At 54.1% G+C, this 24,346-nt stretch carries 17 protein-coding genes and 1 pseudogene; 12 read left to right on the top strand and 6 right to left on the bottom strand.

The features are described from left to right. Positions 1–365 precede the first annotated feature (365 nt). Together ACFPMF_RS25455 and ACFPMF_RS25460 are read left to right on the top strand one after the other, a co-directional pair. Positions 366–3,356: pseudogene (locus ACFPMF_RS25455) on the top strand (SusC/RagA family TonB-linked outer membrane protein). Between the two features lie 15 nt (positions 3,357–3,371). After that, the gene (locus tag ACFPMF_RS25460; RefSeq protein ID WP_379850476.1) at positions 3,372–4,850 is read left to right on the top strand and encodes a RagB/SusD family nutrient uptake outer membrane protein; all 1,479 of its coding nucleotides are present in this window, start codon (positions 3,372–3,374) and stop codon (positions 4,848–4,850) included. 64 nt (positions 4,851–4,914) lie between these two features. On the opposite strand, the gene uvrA is transcribed toward ACFPMF_RS25460, so the two are convergent. Continuing rightward, entirely contained in the window at positions 4,915–7,842 is a 2,928-nt protein-coding gene (gene uvrA / locus ACFPMF_RS25465) for an excinuclease ABC subunit UvrA (protein WP_379850478.1), read from the bottom strand. Between the two features lie 127 nt (positions 7,843–7,969). Here uvrA and ACFPMF_RS25470 point away from each other — a divergent pair, with 127 nt between their 5' ends. From ACFPMF_RS25470 to ACFPMF_RS25480, 3 genes are all read left to right on the top strand, one after another. After that, complete coding sequence (locus ACFPMF_RS25470) at positions 7,970–8,599, top strand: MgtC/SapB family protein (RefSeq protein ID WP_379850480.1); 630 nt, start codon at positions 7,970–7,972, stop codon at positions 8,597–8,599. A gap of 79 nt (positions 8,600–8,678) precedes the next feature. Beyond that, the gene (locus ACFPMF_RS25475) at positions 8,679–9,320 is read left to right on the top strand and encodes a hypothetical protein (RefSeq protein ID WP_379850482.1); all 642 of its coding nucleotides are present in this window, start codon (positions 8,679–8,681) and stop codon (positions 9,318–9,320) included. Positions 9,321–9,504: 184 nt separating this feature from the next. Continuing rightward, positions 9,505–10,713: an exo-alpha-sialidase gene (locus ACFPMF_RS25480; RefSeq protein ID WP_379850484.1), complete on the top strand. Its 1,209-nt coding sequence runs from the start codon at positions 9,505–9,507 to the stop codon at positions 10,711–10,713. A gap of 60 nt (positions 10,714–10,773) precedes the next feature. On the opposite strand, the gene ACFPMF_RS25485 is transcribed toward ACFPMF_RS25480, so the two are convergent. Beyond that, positions 10,774–11,214, bottom strand: coding sequence for a helix-turn-helix domain-containing protein (locus ACFPMF_RS25485; RefSeq protein ID WP_379850486.1), 441 nt, complete (start codon positions 11,212–11,214; stop codon positions 10,774–10,776). Positions 11,215–12,524: 1,310 nt separating this feature from the next. Between ACFPMF_RS25485 and ACFPMF_RS25490 the strand changes: the two genes are divergently transcribed. The 3 genes from ACFPMF_RS25490 (at position 12,525) to ACFPMF_RS25500 (ending at position 14,823) form a co-directional block, all read left to right on the top strand. Continuing rightward, the gene (locus ACFPMF_RS25490; protein ID WP_379850488.1) at positions 12,525–13,325 is read left to right on the top strand and encodes an SMP-30/gluconolactonase/LRE family protein; all 801 of its coding nucleotides are present in this window, start codon (positions 12,525–12,527) and stop codon (positions 13,323–13,325) included. A 199-nt stretch (positions 13,326–13,524) separates the two neighbouring features. Further along, entirely contained in the window at positions 13,525–13,950 is a 426-nt protein-coding gene (locus ACFPMF_RS25495) for an ABA4-like family protein (RefSeq protein ID WP_379850490.1), read from the top strand. 18 nt (positions 13,951–13,968) lie between these two features. After that, positions 13,969–14,823, top strand: a complete 855-nt coding sequence (locus ACFPMF_RS25500) for a TraB/GumN family protein (protein ID WP_379850492.1) — start codon at positions 13,969–13,971, stop codon at positions 14,821–14,823. Here the strand turns inward: ACFPMF_RS25500 and ACFPMF_RS25505 are convergent, their stop codons facing one another. After that, entirely contained in the window at positions 14,824–15,999 is a 1,176-nt protein-coding gene (locus ACFPMF_RS25505) for a hypothetical protein (protein WP_379850494.1), read from the bottom strand. It lies immediately after the preceding gene. Positions 16,000–16,209: 210 nt separating this feature from the next. On the opposite strand from ACFPMF_RS25505, the gene ACFPMF_RS25510 reads away from it, so the two are divergent. Genes ACFPMF_RS25510 through ACFPMF_RS25525 form a run of 4 tightly spaced genes read left to right on the top strand, consistent with a single transcriptional unit; the run spans position 16,210 to position 20,764 of the window. Then, on the top strand, positions 16,210–16,851 hold the full coding sequence (locus tag ACFPMF_RS25510) for a thymidine kinase (RefSeq protein WP_379850496.1): 642 nt from the start codon (positions 16,210–16,212) through the stop codon (positions 16,849–16,851). 19 nt (positions 16,852–16,870) lie between these two features. Next, positions 16,871–19,129, top strand: coding sequence for a type IX secretion system anionic LPS delivery protein PorZ (gene porZ, locus ACFPMF_RS25515; protein WP_379850498.1), 2,259 nt, complete (start codon positions 16,871–16,873; stop codon positions 19,127–19,129). A 28-nt stretch (positions 19,130–19,157) separates the two neighbouring features. After that, positions 19,158–19,793, top strand: coding sequence for a uridine kinase (udk, locus tag ACFPMF_RS25520; protein ID WP_379850500.1), 636 nt, complete (start codon positions 19,158–19,160; stop codon positions 19,791–19,793). A 44-nt stretch (positions 19,794–19,837) separates the two neighbouring features. Then, the gene (locus tag ACFPMF_RS25525) at positions 19,838–20,764 is read left to right on the top strand and encodes an alpha/beta hydrolase (RefSeq protein WP_379850502.1); all 927 of its coding nucleotides are present in this window, start codon (positions 19,838–19,840) and stop codon (positions 20,762–20,764) included. 77 nt (positions 20,765–20,841) lie between these two features. Here the strand turns inward: ACFPMF_RS25525 and ACFPMF_RS25530 are convergent, their stop codons facing one another. The 3 genes from ACFPMF_RS25530 to ACFPMF_RS25540 form a co-directional block, all read right to left on the bottom strand. Continuing rightward, positions 20,842–21,996 carry an acyltransferase family protein gene (locus ACFPMF_RS25530; RefSeq protein ID WP_379850505.1) on the bottom strand — a complete coding sequence of 385 codons (1,155 nt, stop codon included), beginning with the start codon at positions 21,994–21,996 and terminating at the stop codon, positions 20,842–20,844. An 82-nt stretch (positions 21,997–22,078) separates the two neighbouring features. Continuing rightward, positions 22,079–22,984, bottom strand: coding sequence for a prohibitin family protein (locus ACFPMF_RS25535; protein WP_379850507.1), 906 nt, complete (start codon positions 22,982–22,984; stop codon positions 22,079–22,081). Between the two features lie 241 nt (positions 22,985–23,225). Beyond that, entirely contained in the window at positions 23,226–24,176 is a 951-nt protein-coding gene (locus ACFPMF_RS25540) for an NmrA/HSCARG family protein (RefSeq protein ID WP_379850509.1), read from the bottom strand. Between the last annotated feature and the right edge of the window lie 170 nt (positions 24,177–24,346).

Raw genomic sequence — 24,346 nt, forward strand, 5'->3', positions numbered from 1 at the left:
CGTTTTGGCCACTTTGTTTTCCCTGGCTTGAGCCAGGAAGCCCACCGTACAACGTTGACTGGCCATCGCCAGAGCCACCAATGTAATCTTAGCCTATCCATCCGAGTTCGTCTGATTGTGAAGTGATTGTTCGCTTCAACCCGTAGACGTCCTGACCAGAACGGGTTGTTTGTAGTATTTGCTTAAACGATTAAGCTGCTATTTTTACGATACTTACCTTCAGTTTTTACGGCATGATAAAAGCACCCTGAGCTCCATTTATCCCCACTGACCGGATAAAAAGCGACAAGCTCCGTTCGGGTATCGGGCTCTGCCCGGCGCCCGATCTGCATTCTTTTTCCTTACCAATAATCCCTCGTACAACTATGCGTAAATCTCTAAAACTCTTCTTTTTGCTGGTGTGGCTGGGGCCGGGATGGGTCGTGGCTCAGACAGCCCGGATAACCGGTCAGGTAATGGGCCCGGATAACCAGGGACTTCCCGGCGTGAACGTGCAGGTAAGCGGTACCACCTTGGGAACGGCCACGGATGCGTCCGGTCACTTTGCATTGAATGCCGCCACCAATGCGTCGCTGGTTTTTTCCAACATCGGTTACGTCAGCCAGACGATTCCGGTCAATGGGCGCTCGGTCATTAACGTCCGGCTGGTGGAAGATTTAAAGACCTTGAATGAAGTCGTGGTGGTGGGATACGGTTCCCAACGCAAAACCGATGTAACCGGCGCCCTGACAGCCATCTCGACGAAAGAATTTGCCCAACAACCCGTTACGCGCCTGGATCAGGTGCTCCAGGGCCGGGCTGCGGGCGTGCAGGTGACGCAAACCAACGGCGCACCCGGCGGGGATGCCCGCATCCGGATTCGGGGGGCCAACTCGGTTCTGGGGAATAACAACCCACTGTATATCGTCGATGGATACGTCGGAGCCGACTTCAACTTCGTCAACCCCAGTGATATCGAAACCATTCAGGTGCTGAAAGATGCCGCTTCCACCTCGATTTACGGAAGTCGCGGGGCCAATGGCGTGGTGATCATCACGACCAAAAGAGGAGCCCGGGGCCTGAAAGTTACTTACGAAGGTCAGTTTAGCCTGGCGCAGAACATCAAGCGCTACGACGTGTTACCGGCGGGCGAATTTGCCGAAATCGTGAACGCCCGGGCCACGGCCACCGGCTCGAACCTGCCGTTTACGACGGAACAGATCGCCCAGTTCAAACAGAACGGTGGCACCGACTGGCAAAGCCTGGTTTTCCGGAACGGCGGAGGCCAGCAGCACCAGGTGACGGTTTCGGGCGGGGGCGAAAAAACGACCTTTCTGATTTCGGGTAACTTTCTGGATCAGAACGGAATTGTCAACAACAGCGGTTTCAAACGGTATATCCTGCGTACCAACCTGAACACGCAGGTCAACGACAAACTGTCGTTCCGCATCAATTTGTGGGGCACCCAATCCAAAAACCACAATACGCTCGACGGCGGAGCGATCGTGCAGGCGCTGGCCTAGGCACCGACTACGCCAGCCTACGGGGCGGATGGACAGCCGACGTTCAACGACCCGATTGGGTCGGTTTTTCGCAACCCGCTGGATTTCCTCTACGACCAGTCCATCGACGCCAAACGCGCGAGCCTGAATATCAACGGCGGGCTGAATTACAAGCTGCCCATCAAGGGCTTATCGCTCGATCTGCAATATGCGGTCAATTACCTGAACGCCCAGAACCTGAATTTTACGGGCAAACGCCTGTCCAATAACGTGCCGAATGCCAGCCGGTATTCGTCGGAGCAGGTGACGCTGCAAAATACGAATACGCTGAATTATGACCTCAAAGCGGGTGATCATTCCATCAATGCCGTGGCGGTTCTGGAAACGCAGCAGTTTACGGATCGGAACTTCACGGCCAGTGCGTCCGGCCTGCGGTTTCCGCAACTGGGGTATGACAACATTGGCGGCAATGCTGCCGCGACCGTGGGGTCGGGTTACCAGAAATGGACGCTGCTTTCGCTGCTGGGCCGGGTGAATTACGGTTACAAAGACAAATACCTGCTGACGGCGGCCGTTCGGCGGGATGGTTCGTCCAAATTCAGCTCCGACAACCGGTACAGCGTTTTCCCGTCGGTAGCGCTCGGCTGGCGGTTATCGGAAGAAGAATTCATCAAACGTCTCGGTGTTTTCAGCAACCTGAAACTGAGGGGAAGCTGGGGCATGACGGGAAGCCAGGCCATCAACCCGTACGCTACCCTGTCGACCTACGGAACCACGGTGGTGGCTTTCAACAATACCGCAGCCACGGCGGGCGTGATTCTGGGAAATCCGGGGAATGTCAACCTGAAATGGGAAACGACCCGCCAGACCGATGTGGGACTGGAGATGGAATTCTGGAATGGCCGGCTGCGGATCGAAGCCGATTATTTCAGGAAAAATACGACCGACCTGCTCCTGAACGTGGCCATTCCGAGCTATGCCGGGGGCGGATCGCAAACCCGCAACGTGGGTGAGATTGAAAACAAAGGGTTTGAGTTTTCGATTGGCGGAACACCCGTCGACAAAGGCGGTTTTCGCTGGGAAACCAACCTGAACTTCTCCACGCTGCAAAACCGGGTGCTGAGTCTGGGCGGATTGCCCCGGCTGGGCACCGGCACCGGTGTGGGCGCGGGGATGTCGACCACCAACGAGTTTATGCTGATGCCGGGCGAACCGCTGGGTTCGTACTGGGGGCTGAAATACCTCGGTACCTGGAAGCCGAACGAAGCCGATGAGGCCGCCAAACAGGGCCGGGTGCCGGGCGATCCGCATTACCAGGATCTGAATGGCGATAACACCATCACGACCGACGACTTCCAGATTATTGGCCGGGCGTTTCCGAAAGCAACGGGCGGCTGGAACAACACGTTAACCTACAAGGGCTTCACGCTGAACGTGTTCCTGAACGGCGTATTCGGCGTCGATAAACTGAACTACACCCGGGCGGCTGCGCTCTCGGGCTCGGGGGATGCGCGGCAGTTTATCCTGTCGGAAATCCGGGATTACTACCGGCCCGGCAACGAAACCTCCGACGTTCCGGCCTTCACGAAAACCTACCAGCCCTTTACGCAGTCGAGCCGGTTTCTGGAAGATGGGAGCTTTGTGCGGCTGAAAAACGTCAGCCTTTCGTATAACATCCCGAACGGTTTTCTGCGGAATAAAGCCAATATCCGGGTTTTTGCCAGTGCCACCAACCTGCTGACAATCACGAACTACAAAGGGCCCGATCCGGAATCGGCGCGGGTGGGTTCGAATACCGACACCGCCATCGGGATTGACTACGGTTCGTATCCCAACGCGAAAACCTACACGTTCGGCATCAATCTGGGCTTTTAAATCCTCTGACAATCCATGAAAAAGATACTCCTATTTGCCCTGGTAGCCTCGCTGGGAGCAGGCTGCAAAAATTACCTGGAAGAAGATACTACGGGTTTGCTGTATGGTCCAAACGTGCTCTCGACGCAGGAGGGACTGGAATCGGCCCTGACCGGGGCTTACCGGGGCCTGGCGAACCAGTGGGGCTACGGCTTTATCCACCCATCGGCCAATGCGGCCACCATCGGGAGCGACGACGTGACGACCCACCCCGCCAGCAACAAGGCCGACTGGCGCGAGTTCGACCAGTTCAACGTCTCGACGACCAACCAGCGCTCGGGGGCCGTTTACACCGGTTGTTACAAAGCCATTCAGGGTGCCAACAACGTGATCAACAATTACCAGAAAACGACAGGGACGAAAGCGACGATCGACATCATTGCCGGTGAAGCGTATTTCATTCGCGGGTTTTCGTATTACTGGCTGACCCGGTTTTACGGGAATATTCCGCTCGTGACGGTGGGTGAGTACTCAAGTGATTTGCTGACGATAAAGAAGTCGACCCCCGCGGAAGTGTACGCCCTGATTGTGGATGACCTGAAAAAAGCCGAGGCCATGCTGCCCAACACCCGGCGCGATCCGGGTCGCCCCAACGCGGGTTCGGCGAAAGCGTTTCTGGCCGATGTCTACCTGACGATGGCGGGCTGGCCCCTGAAACTAACCGCAAACTATGATCTGGCGGCCGCCAAAGCGAAAGAAGTGATCGACAACCGGGCCTTATACGGTTTTGCACTCATGCCGACCTTTGCAGAAGTTTTTGCGAACGATCCGGCGGTGGCCATCATTCCGGAATCGGTGTTCCAGATCAACGGGTTTACGGGCGGGAGCGGCACGGCCAATGCAACCTACGGCAACACGACGATGCCGGGCGAAGAAGGGGGTTGGGACGATATGTTTGCCGAACTGAATTTCTTCAACAGCTTCCCGGCTGGTCCCCGCAAGGATGCGACGTTCCGGACGCAGTTTGGCTTGGGGGCCACCAAAATTCCCTGGCAGCAAAGCCTGACCAAACATCCGTATTACCAGAAATGGTACATCAAGGGAAATATCGTAACGTCCAGTATTTCGTTGCCATCGGTGATGATGCGGTATCCGCACGTGCTGACGATTTACGCCGAAGCCAAGGCTCGCGGCACCGGTGGCCCCGATCAGGCGGCTTACGATGCCCTGAACCAGGTGCGGCTGCGGGGACTACCGGCCGGGGCAAAACCGCTGACGCCCGCTGACGGGCTGACAGCGGCTCAGTTTGCCGACGCCGTGGTGCAGGAACGGGCCTGGGAATTTGCCTGTGAGCGGACCCGCTGGTTTGACCTGATCCGGCTCGAACGCGTCGAAGCGGCCAATGCGGCCAAAAGCCCCGACGATCTGCAACCCATCAAGCCCATTACCAAGGCTAATTACTGGTTCCCGTTGCCGTATACCGATACGTCGATCAATCCGAATCTGAATCAGTAAAGAAAAATCAAAACCGCCCGGCACTGGCCGGGCGGTTTTGATTTAATGAACGATTCCCAAAACGCTACACCTTTCCCCGCAGAAAATCCGCCGTGTAGTTTTCGCCTTCCGGCAGTTTGACCAGCTCCTCGGGCGTTCCGGCGAAGGTGACGTAACCACCTTTTTCACCACCCTCCGGCCCCAGATCGATGAGGTAGTCGGCGGATTTGATGATTTCGGTATTGTGCTCGATGATGATCACGCTATCGCCCTGATCGACCAGCGCATTGATGGCTTTCAGCAGTTTCCGGATGTCGTGGAAGTGCAAACCGGTGGTCGGTTCGTCAAAAATGAAGAGCGTACCGCCTTTGTTCGGATTGCCTTTGCCCAGAAACGACGCCAGTTTCACGCGTTGCGCTTCTCCGCCCGACAGGGTGTTCGACGACTGGCCGAGTGTAATATACCCCAACCCAACATCCTGCAACGGCATTAGTTTGTCCACCATTTTTCCGTCCGCTTTCCGGAAATAATCAATGGCTTCGTCAACCGTCATGGCCAGAATATCAGCCACATTCTTGTCGGCCAGCGTTACTTCCAGAATTTCCTGCTTGAACCGTTTGCCGTTGCAACCCTCGCATTTCAGGTAAATGTCGGCCATAAACTGCATTTCAATCTTCACTTCGCCTTCGCCCTGGCACACTTCGCAGCGACCGCCATCGACATTGAACGAGAAGTGCGACGGTTTGTAGCCCCGCGCCTTGGCGACGGGCTGCTCGGCCATGACCGACCGCAAATAATCGTAGGCCTTGATGTAGGTCACCGGGTTCGAGCGCGACGATTTGCCAATCGGATTCTGGTCGATCATCTCGATGGCCGAAATCCGGTCGAGACTGCCCCCCAGGCTTTCGTGCTTACCGGCTTCCTCCGAACCGTCGCCCTTCAGTCGCGTCAGCGCCGGGTACAACACTTTCCGGATCAGCGTCGATTTGCCCGAGCCGCTCACGCCCGTCACCACCGTCAACGTATTCAGCGGAAACCGTACGTCCAGCTCTTTCAAATTATTTTCCCGCGCTCCGTTCACCTCAATCCAGTGCGTAGCTTTCCGCCGGAACTTCGGCACCGGAACGGTTTCTTTCCCCGTCAGAAAAGCAATGGTGTGGGAGTTCTGAGTTCTGAGTGAAGAGTTATGAGTTATGAGTTGTTCCTCGTTGTAACTCTTCACTCGTAACTCATAACGCTTAATTTCCTCCCACGTTCCCTGAAATACCAGATGCCCCCCGTTCGTACCGGCGTCGGGGCCGATGTCGATGAGCTGATCGGCGGCCCGCATCACTTCTTCCTCGTGTTCGACCACGATGACCGTATTGCCCAGGTCGCGCAGCGTTTCCAGCACGCTGACCAGTTGCTTCGTGTCGCGCGGGTGGAGGCCAATGCTGGGTTCGTCGAGAATGTACATCGAACCGACCAGCGCACTGCCGAGCGAGGTGGCCAGTTTAATGCGCTGGTATTCACCGCCGGACAGGGTGTTCGTCAGCCGGTTTAGGGTCAAATAAGTTAACCCGACGCGTTCCATGTAATCGAGTCGGTTGCGGATTTCGGTCAAAAGGCGTTTGCCAACCTCCTGCTGGTGGGCGGGCAGTTCCAGCTGCCGGAAAAATCCGGCGGCCTCACCAATCGGCATCAGCACAATGTCGGTAATCGATTTATCGGCAATCTTGACGTAGCTCGCATCGCGTCGCAGCCGCGAGCCCCGGCATTCGGGGCAGGTGGTTTTTCCCCGGTAGCGCGACAGCATCACGCGGTATTGCACCTTGAAGGTCTGGCTTTCCACGAAATCGAAAAACGCGTTCAGGCCCTGAAAGTACTTGTTGCCGGTCCAGAGAACATCTTTCTCCGCTGGCGTCAAATCTTTGTAAGGCCGGTGAATCGGGAAATCGAAACGAATGCCGTTCTTCAGCAGCGGTCGCAGAAATTCGTCGTTCATTTTCTCGCTCCGCCAGGGCGCAATGGCTCCTTCAAAGACCGACAGGTTTTTATCCGGAAAAACCAGGTCCGGATCGATGCCCAGCACTTTCCCAAAACCGTCGCACCGCCGGCACGCGCCGTAGGGGTTGTTGAAGGTGAACAGGTTGACGCTCGGTTCTTCGAACGTAATGCCGTCCAGTTCGAATTTATCCGAGAAAATCCGGGATGCCTTGCCGACGACATCGACCCGGCAAACGCCTTCCCCCTCGTTGAAAGCCGTCTGAATGGAGTCCGAAAACCGGTATTGGTTATCTTCCTCCGGTTGTCCGGATTCGTCGAACTGCACCGTACTCCGGTCGATCAGGATTTCGAGGTCGGCCCCCGGCTTGGGTTCGTCGACGGTTTTTTCCAGAACGTCTTCGATGAACAGCACCTCGCCATCGGCCACAATCCGGGTGTAGCCTTTCTGGAGCAATATTTTCAGCTCGTCGGCCAGCGTTCGGTCGGGTCGGATGTGCAGCGGAGCCATAATCATCACCCGCTGACCCGCTTCGTAGGTATACAGGTAATTGACCACGTCCGTCACCGTATCTTTGCGGACCTCTCCGCCCGAAACCGGCGAGTAGGTCGTCCCCACGCGGGCGAAAAGCAGTTTCAGGTAATCATAAATTTCGGTGGTCGTTCCAACCGTAGAGCGGGGGTTGCGGGTCGTTACTTTCTGTTCGATGGCAATGGCCGGCGACACGCCCTTGATGTAATCGACTTCCGGTTTTTCCATCCGGCCCAGAAACTGCCGGGCGTAACTGCTCAGACTTTCGACGTACATGCGCTGCCCTTCGGCAAACAACGTATCGAAGGCCAGCGACGATTTGCCCGAGCCCGAAAGGCCGGTAATCACCACCAACCGGTTCCGGGGAATGGCAACGTCGATGCTTTTCAGATTGTGTACCCGGGCACCCTTGATGATGATGTATTCTTTCGGATCAAGCTGTTCAATGTCGGGGTGTTGAAAGGAGCCGTCGGGCGGCAGACTAACTGATAAATTCATTCGATAAAGTTAACAAAAGTCTATCTTTGGGCTAACGGTTTTTTTGGAAGGATGGTTTCCTTTCGGAACACATGATAGGCTGGCCGGAAACCGGGATTGGGCGGAGTAGTCGATAAACGGGAAGCGAATGGATTTCATCAACCAGGAAGATATACTGAAACTTCTGCTGGCGATGCTGCTGGGCGGTTTGATCGGGGCCGAACGGGAATACCGCAGCAAATCGGCGGGGCTGCGGACCACGATTCTGATTTGTGTCGGATCGGCGCTGTTCACCATTGTATCCCGCCGGTTCAGTGACGACGAGCGGATTGCGGCCAACATCGTGAACGGCATCGGGTTTCTGGGGGCCGGAATTATTTTCCGGCAGGAAACCAGCGTGAAGGGGCTGACGACGGCGGCTACCATTTGGGCCGTGGCGGCCATCGGGATGGCGCTGGGGGGCGGATTTTATGATCTGGCGGTGGGCGGTTTTCTCGTGATCGGTACTACGCTGCTGGTGTTGCCGGTTCTGGCGGGCCGGATCACCCGCGTCAACCAGGCCCGGCAATACCGGATCGTGACGGCGTTCGAAAACCGGTCGCTGGACCATTACGAGACGGTTTTCAGGGAATACGGGCTACACCCGCAGCGGCAGATTCAGCAGCGGATTGGCCGCGATATCATTGGGCGCTGGCGGGTCAACGGGCCGGAAAAAGCCCACGAACGCTGCATCCAGCGGCTGCTCAACGACCCGAATGTGAAAGAGTTTGAGTTCTGAAAAGAAGTCGTACGGACTAAAAACACCTATTTTTTCGTTTATTAAACTGAGTATCCATTTTTGTTCATTAATCAACTCTATGAACCTCATACAGAAAGGCTTACTGGCAATCCTGCTGGTAAGTAGCAGTGTCGCCTTCGGGCAAATTACCGAGGATCCCGAAGATCGGCGCGGAGATGGCAGAGATCCCCTGAAAACGAAAACTCCCGAAGGGGATCCGCTGCCTTTTGCCCAACGGTTGCGGTTTGGGGGCGGCATCAGCAATGTGTCTATTGGCAATCCCTTCAGCATTGGCGTTTCACCCGTCATCGCTTACCAGGCCTCCGAGCGGGCTATTCTGGGCGTTGGTATCAATTACGTCTATTACCGGGCCAAATTGTATTACCAGGGCGGGGCCACTGAAATTTACCGGGCCAATCAGTACGGCGGGCGGGCGTTTGGGATGTACGAAATTCTGCCGAATGTGATCAAGAATCTCTACGTACACGGAGAATTTGAAAACACGAACATTGGCTATACGAACTACAACATCATTCCGTACGAAACGCAGCGTCGCTGGGTCAGTGCCGGTTTGGTAGGATTAACGTATTCGCAACCGATCAGCCGCCGGTTTGGGGTCAATTTAACGGCCTTGTACAACCTGAGTTACAACGCAGATCCCACGTTCTCGTCGTTTGTTTACGGCGGCAGCCCGTGGGTAATCCGGGTATCGTTCTTCTGACGGCTCCGCTGGGTGATGAACCGCTGTTGCCCAACCGAAAAACCGCAGGGTCTTGTGCCGAAAGTCAACACCCACGCACGGCAGGATGCGTGGGTTAAGCGAAGAGAGTTGGGACGGAATGCGAGATGTTCCTAAATCTGTGACTTTATTGAGTAAATAAAAAGCCGGTTCGACTTCCTGTCATATGACTCCTGGCAGATTTCACTACTTCCTGTTATCCGGTATTCTTTTCCTTTCGTCGCTTGGGGACGGAGTCGGGCAAACCCCCGACTTCTCCCGGGTGCCGGGAGCCATCGTCGCCCACAGTCCGGCGTCTTCGGGCCTGTATATCGGTTCGCCCAGCCTGTGCGTACTACCCAACGGCGATTACCTGGCGTCGCACGATTTGTTTGGCCCGAAATCCAATGAGTTTGTGCAGCCTAATTCGCGCATTTACCGCTCCTCCGACAAGGGGAAGACCTGGACGCAGATTTCGGAAATCAACGGCCAGTTCTGGTCGAAACTCTACGTACACCGCAACGGCCTGTATTTCTTCGGGACGGACAAACACCACGGCAATACCATTATTCGCAAATCCGACGATGGGGGCGTTACCTGGACGAATCCGACCGACGGCGAAAATGGCCTTTTGCTGGCCGGTGAATACCATTGCGCGCCGGTGCCGTTTCTGGAACATAACGGGCGGCTCTGGCGGGCGATGGAAGATGCCATGGGGCCGATCAGACAATGGGGCAAACGGTATGGGGCTTTTATGATGTCTATGCCGCTGGAAGCCGACCCAATGAAAGCCGCCAGCTGGACCAGCAGCAACGTGCTGCGGTATGATTCGACGTATTTGAACAGGGAGTTTGGCGGCTGGCTCGAAGGCAATGCGGTTTTGAGTCCTGAGGGCGAAATCCTGGACATTCTGCGCGTGGATCACCGGAAATCGCTGGACGAAAAAGCCGCTTTTGTGCGCATCAGTCCGGATGGAAAAACCGCAACGTTTGCTAGCCATAGCGGTTTTGTACCGTTTCCCGGCGGAAGTAAAAAGTTCACCATTCGCTACGACCCCAAATCGAAATTGTACTGGATGCTGACGAATTACATTCCCCAGGAAGTCAAACAGGCGAATACCGGGAAAAACCCGGCCAGCTTGCGCAATACGCAGGCACTTTGCAGTTCGAATGATCTGAAAACCTGGACCTTACGCCAGATTGTGCTCCAACATCCCGAGGTGGTTAAACACGGTTTTCAGTATGTTGACTGGCTGTTCGACGGCAAGGACATTATTGTTCTATCACGGACGGCTTACGACGATGGCTTGGGCGGAGCGCACAACAACCACGACGCCAATTTTCTGACCTTTCACCGGATCAAGAAATTCCGGAAGAAACCGGTTGCCAGTTTATGACGAAAAGTTTCAACAGGTTTGTTGGGAAATGGGCTGGTTATCAGAATCTTGTGTTTTAGATTAAACGGAAGCTGCCGGAGACGAACCGTTTGTCTTCGGCCCTTCATCCCCAAATTGCTGTTTTCTGAACCGAAAAAAAGTGCTTGGGCTGACCGGGCGTGGTAGCTGCCTATTGAGTTCCGCCAAGGCTAGCCGGGTGTCATAGGGATATTTCGAGACGGCCCTCTGAACAGCCTCTATATGGTGCGGATCGCTCGGATCCAGCTTCGGTTTTTTGCCCCGTCCGCTTTTGTCATATAAGCCTTCAAGTCCTTTTTGCTGCCAGCGGTTGAGCCAGTTATGAATACTGCGCTGATCGACTTCAAAAATCTGAGAAAGCTCCTGAATATTCATTCCATAATACCGATAAAGAATACACTGACAGCGTTTTTCAAAGGGGCGTTTCGTTCCTCCACGAACAATTTGGCGGAGTTGCTGAAGATTTTCTTTACTGAGGTACATAAAAGGGTTAAAGGGTTAATCGAATCTTTTAAGTCACGAAAAAGTTACGTAACCGGGTATTTTATGGTGTGATCTTAATCGTTCGGAAGCCCATTTAATCAATCCAGCTGAAAGCCTAGTTTTCAGACGGCCAGAGTAAATCATAAGTGCCCTAATACTTTACAAATGGACCGTATCAATCCCACATTAGCCGCATTGATAAATGCAGTTTTAGGCCACTATAGTTATAAATGGATCGGTGGTAATTAGGACAGATTTGAGTCGGATACAGTAACTTTTCGAGCGTACTGTATGAACTTGTGACAGAGAGACAGGAGAAAATTAACTTCTAATCCGGCATTCAGCATGTCTTGTTAAACAGGCACAGGTGGACGCCGTTTCTGTTCTAATCGGTATCGCTACCAAATGGTAGAAAACTCTATTAAAAGCAGACGCTAACTAGCCGGGACATGTTCATGAATTGTGCGAAATACGGGTTCTATACGTCGGGTACTTACCCGGCCAGGTACAGCTAATGAGGTCTAATTCCCATATAGGAGACAGTAAATTGGTAAAAAGGGTTGTTTGCAATTGTATATAAAAAGAATACTATCCTCGCTAATTTTAACCGGGTCCAGAAGAATTTCCTAAGTACTATTCCTGCTTTTATCCAGTATTGAATGGCTATAAAGATTATAATCACTTTACGTGACATCAAAGCGATTATTTGTATAATTAAATTTATTAGTAGAATAGTTTAATGAAATTGTGTGAATTATTTGTTTGATACTATAGAGTATTGTTTTAGTTTAAGTTTATTCATAATAATTTTCGCAGAAAAACGCCTGTTTGATGGCCTTGGAAACGATTGTCTCTCCTTACGGATAAAGGTTACACTCCAGTTAGATCGAAGACCTAAGTAGTTTACGGAATTTTTTTTAACAGCAAGTGACCAGCAGGCACTATATTTTTTTAATAACTACTTGTTAGAGAGATGAAAAGACGGAATAAACAGGCTAGAGTCGCGGAATGAATCGGGCGAAAAAGGTCAGTATTTTAGTCTGATAAACGAGTAAAAATCGGGGTAATGGGAAAGACAGGAGCCGTAGAATAAAAAAACTCCGCATGAGAACCCGGCCACGGGATAAAATCTTCGAGGGTTGGGCTGAGAAAGCCTCCGTAACAGATACCGCAATGGTCATCCGGGCCACAAACCTCAGCATCGCAATTTACGGTTTGGGATATGCCGGTCCCGTTAAATTTATGATTTAGTAACCGGATTAAATCTTTTCTTGTTTAGCTGCTACTGGACTTTTAACAAGCAACGCTGAATGAGAACAATCGACGTAATTGCCACGGGTTTACGGTTTCCGGAAGGACCGGCTTTTGCATCGGACGGTACGCTCTGGTGCGTGGAGCAGGAAGGAGCCAGCTTGTTCTGGCTGAAACCGGACGGAACCAGCGGACGGCTTCATCTGGGCATCGGCAGCCGACCCAATGGCCTGTACATCGATGACCGCGACCGGCTGTGGTTCTGCGACTCCGGTTTTCAGGCTATTCGGTGCATTAATTACCCCGATCAGGAACCCGAAACCATTGTCGATCATATCGGCGACGACCCGCTCGACTGGCCCAACGACCTGACGTTTGACTCGGAAGGAAATTTGCTTTTTACGTGTCCCGGTTCGCCCGATGAAGATCAACCCGGCTTTGTCGGGGTTTGTACGGCGGTGGGCGAAGTCCGAAAAATCTCCGAAACCCTGTTTTATCCCAACGGGATTGCCTTCCTGCCCAACGCCCGTACGCTGCTCGTGGCCGAAACCCACCGGAAGCGAATCTGGGCCGGTCGCTGGGATGGAACCGGTCTGAACTGGATCAGTCCGACGGTTTGGGCTGAAACCGGGCCGACCGGTTTTGGACCGGACGGGTTGACACTCGGGCCGGATAATTTACTGTATGCGGCTATCTACGGCGGCAGTTGTCTGCAAGTCTACAAACCGACCGGTACGCTCGCGGGAACGATCAAACTCCCCGGCGAAAACCCCACCAACTGCGCTTTCGATCCCACCAGGCAGCTCGGGCTGGTCGTGACAGAAACCCAAAAAGGGCAATTGCTGTGCATCCGTGACTAATCAATATGGTCGGGTTAACCGATATCTTTTTACCTAAACAACCATCGCGCAGCCTTTCCCTGTGCGTCAACGCCGTCATCGGACTAGGCTGGTAAACCGGTTTGGGGTCATATAATCATTTTCCGGCGGTTCGGAACGGGTTGGATTGGTTTTTGTTCGGGAGTCAGGTACCTTACACTCGTCCTACTCAACCACCACGATGACCCCCGATACTGTCTTCCAGATTGTCAATGCCCTCGTTCTGCCCCAATGGATTCTGATGATGGTCGCTCCCCGCTGGAAACCGACCGACTTCCTCACTAAATCCCTCCTGATTCCGGCTTTGCTGGCGGTTTTTTATATTTATTACCTTTTTTTCGGCCAGAGTGGTCTGGATTTGCAGTCGTTCAGTACGCTGGAAGGGATAAAAACGTTATTTAGCCAGAGCGACGCGGTTCTGGCGGGCTGGATTCACTACCTGGCGTTCGACCTGACCGTGGGGTGCTGGATGATGCGTAACAGCCACCGCCGGGGTATTCCCCACGGTGCGCTGGTTTTGTGTCTGATTTTTACCTTTCTGGCGGGGCCGGTCGGTTTGCTGCTGTACCTGATCATCCGCTCGGTGAAACGACAGAAAATCTACTGAGTTGTTATTTTTGTCTTGATGAAAAAGATTTCCCTTTTACTGCTGCTGGTTTCTTCCACGGCTTTTTCGCAGTCGCTGCTGTGGAAAGTGTCGGGCAATGGCCTGAAACAGCCCTCGTATCTGTTTGGAACGTACCATATTCTGAAAGATAGTTACTTGAATCAAAAGCCGAAGGTGAAAGCCGCCTACGAAGGGGCGGAAGGCGTGGTGGTCGAAACCGAGATCGATTCATCGGCGATGCTATCGATGATGATGCGCAGCATGATGCTTGACAAAAGCCTCAACAAACTGCTGGCCGAACCGGATTATACGCTGGTCGCCGACGAATTCAAACGGGCTACGGGCTTCGATCTCGGCCTGTTCAATCAGATCAAACCGATCATCACCGCCACCATGCTGAGCATGACGTACGCCCAGAAACAGTCGGATACGCTCAGTACATTTACGGGTTTGCCCATCGATCTGTATTTTGCCAGCGACGGCCGGAAACGCAACAAAACCATCGGGACCTTCGAAACGATGGAAGAGCAAATGTCCTTCCTGCTCGACCACGACCCGGTTGAAAAACAGGCGCAGCAACTGGTGGAGATGGTCAAAAGTAAAGCGGATATGTACGATATGGGTAAATCCGTTACAGAGCTTTACCTGAAGGAAGACTTGCAGGGCATGTGGAAACTGAGCGAAAAACAGGGCAAATCCTTCGGGGATATGTCGTACCTGGTCGATGAGCGCAATCACAACTGGATGAAGCGTCTGCCGGGTCTGATGGCGGCCCGGCCCACGTTCGTGGCGGTGGGCGCGCTACACCTGCCAGGCCCCAACGGCTTGATCGAACTCCTCAAAAAAGAAGGTTATACAGTCGAACCGCAGTAACTACGCAAACCGCCGTTTCAGAATATCGATCAGCATCGCGACTTCGTCGCTGCTCATGTCCCACAGGTACTGGGCGGCATAGCGATACGAAACCAGATCCCGGGCCTGATCGTAGCTGGTGGCGCGGTTCAGTTCTTCAATCGCTTCGTTGTAGGAAGCTGCGTTGCCGTTGAACAACTGATTGATAAACATAAACTTCTGGTTCAGCGAAATGCTTTTGCTGATGCTCTCGATGGGGGCCCGGTAAAACGTTTCGCCGATGGTAACCGGACCGCTCGACTCTTCATCCCCCTTCGGGCTCACCGTGGAAACTTCGCTCAAATGCGTCGTCGCCTGACTGGGCTGCATCGAGGGGGCCTGCGGTTCGGCAGAGGGGCCCGAATTGTCCAGAAAATGCGGTTTTATAGTGGTTTCCGAATCCGCTCCGCTGCCATTAACGACAACTTCCAGACCGTTCGTTGGCGGAACCGCCGGATCGTCAACTTCCGTATCGAAAAACGACTTATTGGCGGTCGAAACCGGTTGCGGGGGCGCAAAGTCGTAGGATGATTTACGGAGCAAAACGCCCGGGTCGAGCAGGACTTTTTCGGAAAACAGCGGGATGTATTTCTCCGGTTTTTCCAGTTCCCGGCCGCGCTGCATCAAAATCTCATCGAGCCAGTTCAACGCCTGGTTGACGTACACCACGCTCTTGCCTTTCATCCGCTCTTCGAGAGCCGCCGGAACAAATTTATTGATCTGGGTATAGCGCGTCAGCTGGTGAGCCGCATCGGCCGACAGCGAGAAATCGGGCTGATTCCGAAGGGCTTCGTCGAAATAATGACGCGGATCGAAAATCAGAATCAACGTCCGGCGGGTCGCATCAGCCAGCAACGGTTCCAGGTGTTCCCGGCGTACCGAAATGTGCTGCGAGATGGTATTCATAAACACCTGCATGGCCTGCCGGACATCCGGGTGTTCAAAATCGAAATACGGGCTGCGAAAACGCTCGGCATCGCTGCGCCATTTTTCGGATAAAGTACTGATGACAAACAAGTTGACCTGGCTGACCGGGCTTAGTTTCAACAACTCCTGACCGCTGATGACCGTGTGATGGGCAAAGAAATCACCGGCCACTTTGCGAGCGTACGATTTACAATATTCGGTGAGGGAAGAAGAATTGAACTTGTTCGACATATCAAAATATCTTTGCTTTGTAAAGATATGGTTTTCGCTCAGAAAATTCCGTTCGGACATTGGTGAAATTATTGGAAGGGCGGCTTTTTTGTCACAACAAGAAAAATGCCAGATTCGTGAGAAATAACGTGGTTGTCGGGCTTTATCAGTGTCTTTGTTACCACGGCTGTTGCCAGGTGTTCAATTCTTTTATTCAACGCTACAAAACGTATGTTTATTGAACCCAACCGCCGACGTGAACCGCCCCACCTTCGTACGGGTTGGATTGAAGTGATCTGTGGATCGATGTTTTCCGGGAAAACCGAGGAACTGATCCGGCGGGTGAATCGGGCCGTGATTGCCCGGCTTAAGGTTGTCATTTTCAAGCCCTTGGTCGATACGCGCTACCACGAGCAAAACATCGTTTCGCATAACGCCAACTCGATCCGGTCGCAACCCGTTCTGTCGGCACGGGAGATGCTGGCGCTGGCCGGAGACAGCGAGGTGGTGGGCATCGACGAAGCCCAGTTTTTCGACGATAAAGAACTGATCGAAGTCTGCAACACCCTGGCCAACGAAGGCCGGCGCGTCATTCTGGCCGGGCTCGACATGGATTTTGAAGGCAAACCGTTCGGCTGCATGCCGCAACTAATGGCCATTGCCGAATACGTCACGAAAGTCCACGCCATCTGCGTTGTTTGTGGCGACATTGCCAATTATTCCTACCGGCTGGTTCCTTCCAAAGAAAAGGTCTTGCTCGGCGAAACCGAGAGCTACGAAGCCCGCTGCCGCCGTTGTTATAACCTGGGTTCGCAGGTCGTGAGCAAGGAATGGGTGTATGAAGACAGTAATGAGTTGAGAATTAAGAGTTAAGAGTTCAGAATTATGAGTTATGCGGTATGGATTTGAAGGTAGCTGGAATCGGTTAAAACCGGCTTTGCCGGGAAGGAGTCTGACCTATATTCTTTTTTTAATTCTTCACTCTTCACTCTTCACTCTTCACTCTTTAGCCCAGCCCGGCACCTGGCACCTGCACCCCAGTTATCGATCGGCGCAAACCGTCGCGGCTGTTCAGAACCGGATTTATTGCGCGTCGGAGAACGGTTTTTTCTCGTACGATCCGACGGCCAACGAAGCCACGCGCCTGAGTCGCGACGATGGTTTTAGTGAAACCGGCGTCAGCCAACTGGCGTACCTCGCCGACCAGAAACGCCTGCTGATTGGCTACCGCAGCGGCACCCTTGATTTGCTGACGGTATCCGACGCGGGCGAACCTGTTGATGTAAAGACGATTACCCTTATACGCGATGCGACGCAGATTACCGGCAGCAAGCGCATTCATCTCCTGACCCGTACCGGCACCGATGCGTATCTGGCCTGCGACTTCGGCATTGTCGTGCTGGACGTGACGAAAACGGAGATTCGGGATACATACCGCAACATCGGCCCAAATGGCACGTCCGTGGCGGTGTATGCCACGGCCTTTGCCAATGATTCCATCTACGCGGCTACCTCGCGCGGGCTGCTGGCGGCCCGGTTTGCTCCCTCGGTCAATCTGGCGTTTTTCGGCAGCTGGAAAACCGTGCCTCTGCCGCCGGGTGCGCCGGTGCGTTCGGTGGTTGGCGTTGGCAATCAGGTATATGTGGCCGTTCCGGGTCAGGGTGTGGCCCAGCGGCAGGGCGGACGCTGGGTGGTGATTCAATCCATTCCCGCCATTACCGGGTTACTGCCAACGGCTACGGAATGGGTGGCGACGGCACCCGATCAGTTGCTGCGACCGTCAGGCGGTTTGCTGCAAAATGCGCTGGTCGGCGAACCGAAAGAAATCGTGGAAGCCGCCGGAAGTTTCTGGGTCGCCGATTCGCTGTCCGGTTTGCTGCGGATCACCGGAACCACCGTACAGGCCGTGAGTCCGGATGGTCCGGCTTCGGATGTTTTTCAGCAACTGGCTTCGGTGGGCCCCATGGCACAGATGCTGGCGTTGCCGGGCGGTTTTACCGACGAACTGAAACCGTTGCGCCGTCGGCGGGGTTTCGACCGGTTTCAACAGGGCCGATGGCAAAACGTTTTAACAACCTCCCTGCCGACGGACTTTAGCACGGCGGTATACAATCCGACCGATCAGCGAACCTATCTGGGCAGTTTTGGGGGCGGTTTATGGTCGTATTCGGGTGAAAATCCGCCGGAAGTCGTCAACCGGGCGCTGGCGAACATCAGCAGTCTGACCGTTGACCCGAACGGGGAACTCTGGCTGGCCACACCGAGCCTGAATGTTGGACAAACGACGGTTTCGGTCCGGCGAAAAACCGGGCAGTTTGACCCCTTCACACCCAGCCGGGGCGACGTTCAGCAGCTGCTCATCGCCGACAATGGGTTTGTCTGGATGCGGCTCAGTCCGGCCAACGGTGGAGGCATGCAGGTGTTCGATCCGGCTACGAACCGAACGCGGCTGTTGTACGACCAGTTGGGCGAGGGCGGTTTGCCGGATCGCAACGTGCGGGCCATGGTCCGGGACCGCGACGGCCTGATCTGGGTCGGAACCGACAATGGCGTGGCGGTTTTTGACAATCCGATGGCGGTTTTTACCGGAACCGTGACGGCCTACCGCCCGATTTTTGACCGAAACCGGCTTCTGAGTGGAGAGTCCGTCACGGCGCTGGCGGTGGATGGGGGCAACCGGAAATGGATCGGAACGGTGAACGGGCTGTACCTTTTCAATGAAGACGGTACGGTTTTGATCGACCATTTTACGAGCCAGAACAGCCCACTGCCGTCGTCGCAGATCCGTGCGCTGGCGATTGAGCCGACGAACGGCGAAGTCTTTATTGCAACCACCAGCGGTCTGGTTTCATACGGCGGAACCGCCAGCGAACCGGTACCGGTTTTCGCCGGAATCACGATTTTCCCGAATCCGGTTCGGCCCGATTTCGGCGGACTGGTCAGTGTTCGGGGGTTGGTGGAAAATACCGTCGTCAAAATCATGGATGCGGGTGGACAGCTTGTTTACGAAACCCGTTCGCAGGGTGGGATGGCGACCTGGAATCTCCGTGACTACCGGGGCCGTGCGGCCGAAACCGGGATTTACTTCGTCTTTGCGGTCACGGCGGACGGGAAGGAGGGGCTGGCCGGGAAATTGGCGGTCGTGCGGTAATTCTGCGCCGATGGTTTATTTTTGTAGAATGATCAACAAACCATTCATTGTCGGAATCACGGGCGGGAGTGCTTCCGGAAAGACCTCGTTTTTAAAAGGGCTGATCGACGCCTTTTCGGAAGACGAAATTTGCCTGATTTCGCAGGATAATTATTACAAAACCATCGATCAGATTCCGCGCGACGAGATCGGCGTCCCCAATTTTGACTTGCCGGAAACGATTGATCATCACCAATTTGCGGAACACATCCGGCAATTGCACGAAGGGAAAATCGTTGAAACCGTGGAGTATACGTTCAACAATCCGAACGCCGTTCCCCAGAAACTCGTCCTCCGTCCGACGCCCATCATCGTGGTGGAAGGTATTTTTGCCTTTCATTTTGAGGACGTGGCCGAGCAGCTGGACCTGAAGATTTTCATCAACGCCAGCAATAAAATCAAATTCCAACGGCGGATGACCCGCGATCAGCTCGAGCGTGCGCTGTCGCCCGAAATGATCAAGCACCAGTGGGAATACCACGTTCGTCCAACCTACCGCGAATACATCAAACCGCACAAAGCCAAAGCCGATATTGTGATTCCCAACAACCACCATTACCAGAAAGGGCTGGACGTGGTGATTGGGTATTTGAAAGGGAAAGTCGCTAATTTGGCTCCGAACTAGAAAAACCGTATGCCGTTTTGGCGATCCTTAACCTCCTGACCCCTATGACCTCTAAACTTACGCTGCTCGCAGCGACCCTGCTGACCACCACCGTTATGGCGCAAAAACCGGAAACCCTCGATCTCTGGCCCACGAATCAGATTCCCAATGCCGTGGCCAACGATGCCGTTCAGGAAAAAGCAGAACTGGGCAAAGATGGTATTCTCCGCATCAGCGACGTGAAAGTACCCACGCTGACGGCTTTTCTACCGCCCAAAAACAAAGCGACCGGAGCCGCCATCATGGTGATTCCGGGCGGGGGCTACAGCATTCTGGCCTACGGACACGAGGGCGAAGAAATGGCGAAGTGGTTCAACGAACGCGGTATTGCGGCTTTTGTGCTGAAACACCGCCTGCCCGACGACCGCACGCAGACCAACAAACACGAAGTGCCGCTGGCCGATGCCATGCAGGGCATGAAGCTCATTCGCCAGCATGCCGCCAAATGGGGCATCAACGCCGACCGGCTGGGTGTGATCGGTTTTTCGGCGGGCGGGCACCTGGCTTCGACCTTATCGACGCACTACCACCGGGGACCCGGCGCCAGCGAAGACGCCAAACCGAACTTCGCGATTCTGATGTATCCGGTGGTGACTTTTGGAACGAAAGCGCACGTGGGGTCGCGGGAGAAACTGTTGGGTAAGAATGCCAGCCCGGAACAGGTGGCGTATTACTCGAATGAATTGCAGGTGGACGAGAAAACCCCGCCGACCTTTCTGGTCCATGCAGAAGACGACAAGGGCGTGCCGGTGGAAAACAGCATCGATTACTACCTGGCGCTGAAGAAATTTAACGTTCCGGCCGAGATGCACCTCTATCCGACGGGCGGCCACGGCTACGCGCTCCGGGTCAAAGGCAAAGGCTCGATTGAAGGCTGGCCTGCCGCCTGCGACAACTGGCTGCGGTCGCTGGGATTGCTGGAGAAGAAATAAAATGTTATTACCCAGCGTTTATCAGAGGAAGCCCTGATAAGCTCTGATTCCCTCTGATAAACGCTGGGTAATTAACCTCACACCCGCAAAAAAACCTTCTTCTTATACAGAAAATACAGGAAGGCCCATTTCACGGCCAGCAGCGCCAAAACCGCCCCCACGGCCCGGATGGGTTCGGAGAAGAAACTCAGGAGACCGCCGAAGAAGTATTTGGCCGTAAATTCAAAGTCGATAAAGTCCCCGGCGATATAGATCAGGATGGAGTTCATTCCGATGACGGTGAAGAAAAACGCCCAGCCGCTGATTTTTTTTACATCGATGATCCAGTAAAACAAGGCCAGCATCAGGATGCTCCAGCCACCAGCCACCAACACGAACGAACTGGTCCACAGGTTTTTGTTGATCGGGAAAATCCAGCCCCAGCTATACCCCAGAATCAGGCAGGAAACACCGCCCAGCACCAGCCACAGCGTTTTCTGGTCGCGGTGGGCAGAAGGCCCCTCGCTGCGCAGCAACTGCCCGGAGAAGATGCCCAGCAGGGCGGTTCCAATGGCAGGAATGGTGGAGAACAGGCCTTCCGGATCGTGTACTTTCAGGTACAGACGGCCCGGTAAAATGGAGCGGTCGATGTAACCCGCCAGACTGCAATCCAGGGTTAACAGCCCCGCTCCGCAACCCGGTACCGGGACGAGTTTCATCACGGCCCAATACCCCAGCAGTATCCCGGCAAACCAGCTATACTGCACCTTCGGATTCGGGAAATACAGATAAATCAACTGCGCGAACATTCCGGCCAGACCAATCCTGGCCAGTACGCTCGGAAACCGCATTTCACTGATTGGGTGGACAAACAGACCGTTGTTGTAGACGATCCCGATCAGGGTTAAAAGCAGGCCGCGCGTGATAATCTTCCGGGCCAACTCGCTTTTCAGTACGCCCCGCTCCAGCCGGCTGCCAACGGCAAACGGCGTCGAAACGCCCGCCATGAACAGGAAAAGCGGAAAGATGCAGTCGTAAGGCCGAAAACCGTCCCATTCGACGTGCGTAAACTGTTCGGCCATGAAAAAGGCCCAAGCCCAGCCGGTGGTTTTGGCCAGCACGTGGAAAATCTCTTCTCCCCCCGCAATCCAGAACATATCGAAACCCCGCAGGGCATCCAGTGACATCAGGCGCCGGACGGGGGCGGGTTGGGCAAGTGCAGGCTCAGTAGCGGCTGTAGAAGTTGATTGCATACCAAATAATAACAAGGAACCTTCTCTAATACTGCGTTGACCCAAGAATGGGCTATTGGCTGGCGGCAAGCGGGTTTAGAGGTTACTTATCATTGAGAATCAACGGCACACTGCCACGACCGCCCAGCACCACGATTTTGGAATTCGGCGATGCCGCCAGTTCGCGCTGGGCCTTGATCTGTTCGTACTGCAACTGTTTGTCGGACAGGCCCGTGGCCAGAATTTTCTGGTAATCGGCAATGCCCTGCGCTTCCACGCGTTTCCGCTCGGCTTCCTGTCGTTCTTTTTGCAGGACAAACTGCATTTTCTGCGCTTCCTGCTCAGCGTTGATCTTCGATTCAATGGTGGTTTTTACCGAAGCGGGCAGGTTGATGTTCCGAATCAGCAGTTGTTCGAGCAGAATGCCCCGATTGCGCAAATCCGACTCGATGGTTTTGTAGATCCGGTTTTGAAACTCATCCCGTTTGGTCGAATACAGCGATACCGCATCGTAATACACGGCATTGTCGCGGATGCGCGTCCGGGTGATGGGTCGAACCACTTTGTTGGAATAATCGGCACCGATGCTGCGGTAAATCTTGGGTGATTCCGTCGGGATAACGCGGTACAAAACCGTCAGATCGATCACCACTTCCAGCCCGTCGGCGGTCAGTACCCGGATGGCGTCGTCGCCCTGCTGGCCGCTTTCGTCGTGCGCGCCCGACATCGTATAATTCTGGGTTTTGATGTCAAAGTCCGTGACCGTAACGAGCGGATTGACCCAGTTCAGCCCACTTTCCAGCACCCGATCCTGCACACTGCCGAACAGGCTCTGCACACCCACCGTTCCGGCGTCGATCTGGCGGACGGAAGACGAAGCCAGCCCGATAAGAATGAGAATTACTCCGACCACTTTCAATGGGCGGGAAAACCGGGAAAAGGTTAACGAAGGCGTATTAACGGCAAAACCGATGATGAGGGCCAGTAGGCCAAGAACGAAGAAGAACATTTTTGGTGGTGAGTTTAGGAAAGTGGTTTGGGAAACCGCCGGTCGGGTCGGCTTAGCCCAAGTAATTTATCAGATTTACGCCGACTTATCAATTAAAACCAACCCTATTAGGCCGAATAAGACAAAGGCCACGGCGAAAGAAACAAAAACCGCCTTATGGAGATGGGGCTCATAAACGGATAGCCCCTCAGCGGCCTAACCACCCAGGGGCTATCATCGGGAGCGGTGCATTTTCGGGTGGTTAATCCAGCGGAATACGCGCTGCGTTTTGCGCCACCCAGGTATCAAACGACTGTAATTCAGGGTTCAACTCCCGGGAAAACGGTACATCCCGCACACTGTTGCACACTTCGTCGAAATCCCGGTAGAACTGGAACATATTGCCCATGTCATCGGCTCCCGGGAAGCCAAAGCCCCGGTATACCTCCGGCGTGACGTAGTTGTAGATGACCTCCTGGCCCAGTGCTGCGGAGAGTTTCGAAGCCATTTCCTGACCCGTCAGCTGATCGCCCGCGATGCCGATGGTCTGCCCAATCAGTTCCGGGCCTCTTTTAAAGATGGCGTAAGCGCATTTACCGATATCTTCCGAAGCGACCCCGGCCATCTTCTTGTCTGCCATCGGTAAGGTCAGGTACAGCTTACCATCTGGCCCCTTTTTGGGCCCGGCCCCGAAATAGATAAAGTTTTCCCAATAAAAAGAAGCTCTCAGGAAGGTCGTGGGAACGCCCAGATCGGTAAAGAATTGGTCGGCTTCGCCTTTCGCATCAAAATGCGGTACTTTGTATTTTTCTTGCAGCGTTGGCATCCGGTCGTCGTCCAGCGGAATCCACTGGCGCGTATCTTCCAGCGTTGACCAGATCACATGCTTCAGCTCGGCCTGTTTAGCCGCCTGGGCCATACTGCGCGCTTCGTTGTACTCCCGCTCGGGCGAAAAATGGGCCCAGAAAAATGTCACGAAGAAGGCGCCATAGGCTCCTTCCAGGGCTTGTTGCAGGCTTTGCTCATCATCAATATCAGCCGCAACCACTTCAGCGCCCAGTTGAGCCAGCTCTTTCGCTTTCTCTGAACTGACGTCCCGGGTCACGGCCCGAACCGCAAATTCACTGTTTTTATCCTGGAGGATGGCTCTGGCAACTCCGCCCCCCTGGGCCCCGGTAGCACCGAAAACGGCAATAATCTTTTTTTCTGACATGGGAATGTAGGCTCTTTATGGTTTAGAAACAGAAAATCCCGTCCAGGACGGGACAGAACCCTCAAGTTATGACAATAATTGGTTCTTTGTCAACTACTTCCCTGATTTTGCGTCATTAGCCAGGGAAGATAGGAACGCGGAGGCAACCGATCCCGCGGATCAAAACGGAT

It is taken from the genome of Larkinella bovis (assembly GCF_042655385.1).
GTDB lineage: Bacteria > Bacteroidota > Bacteroidia > Cytophagales > Spirosomataceae > Larkinella > Larkinella bovis.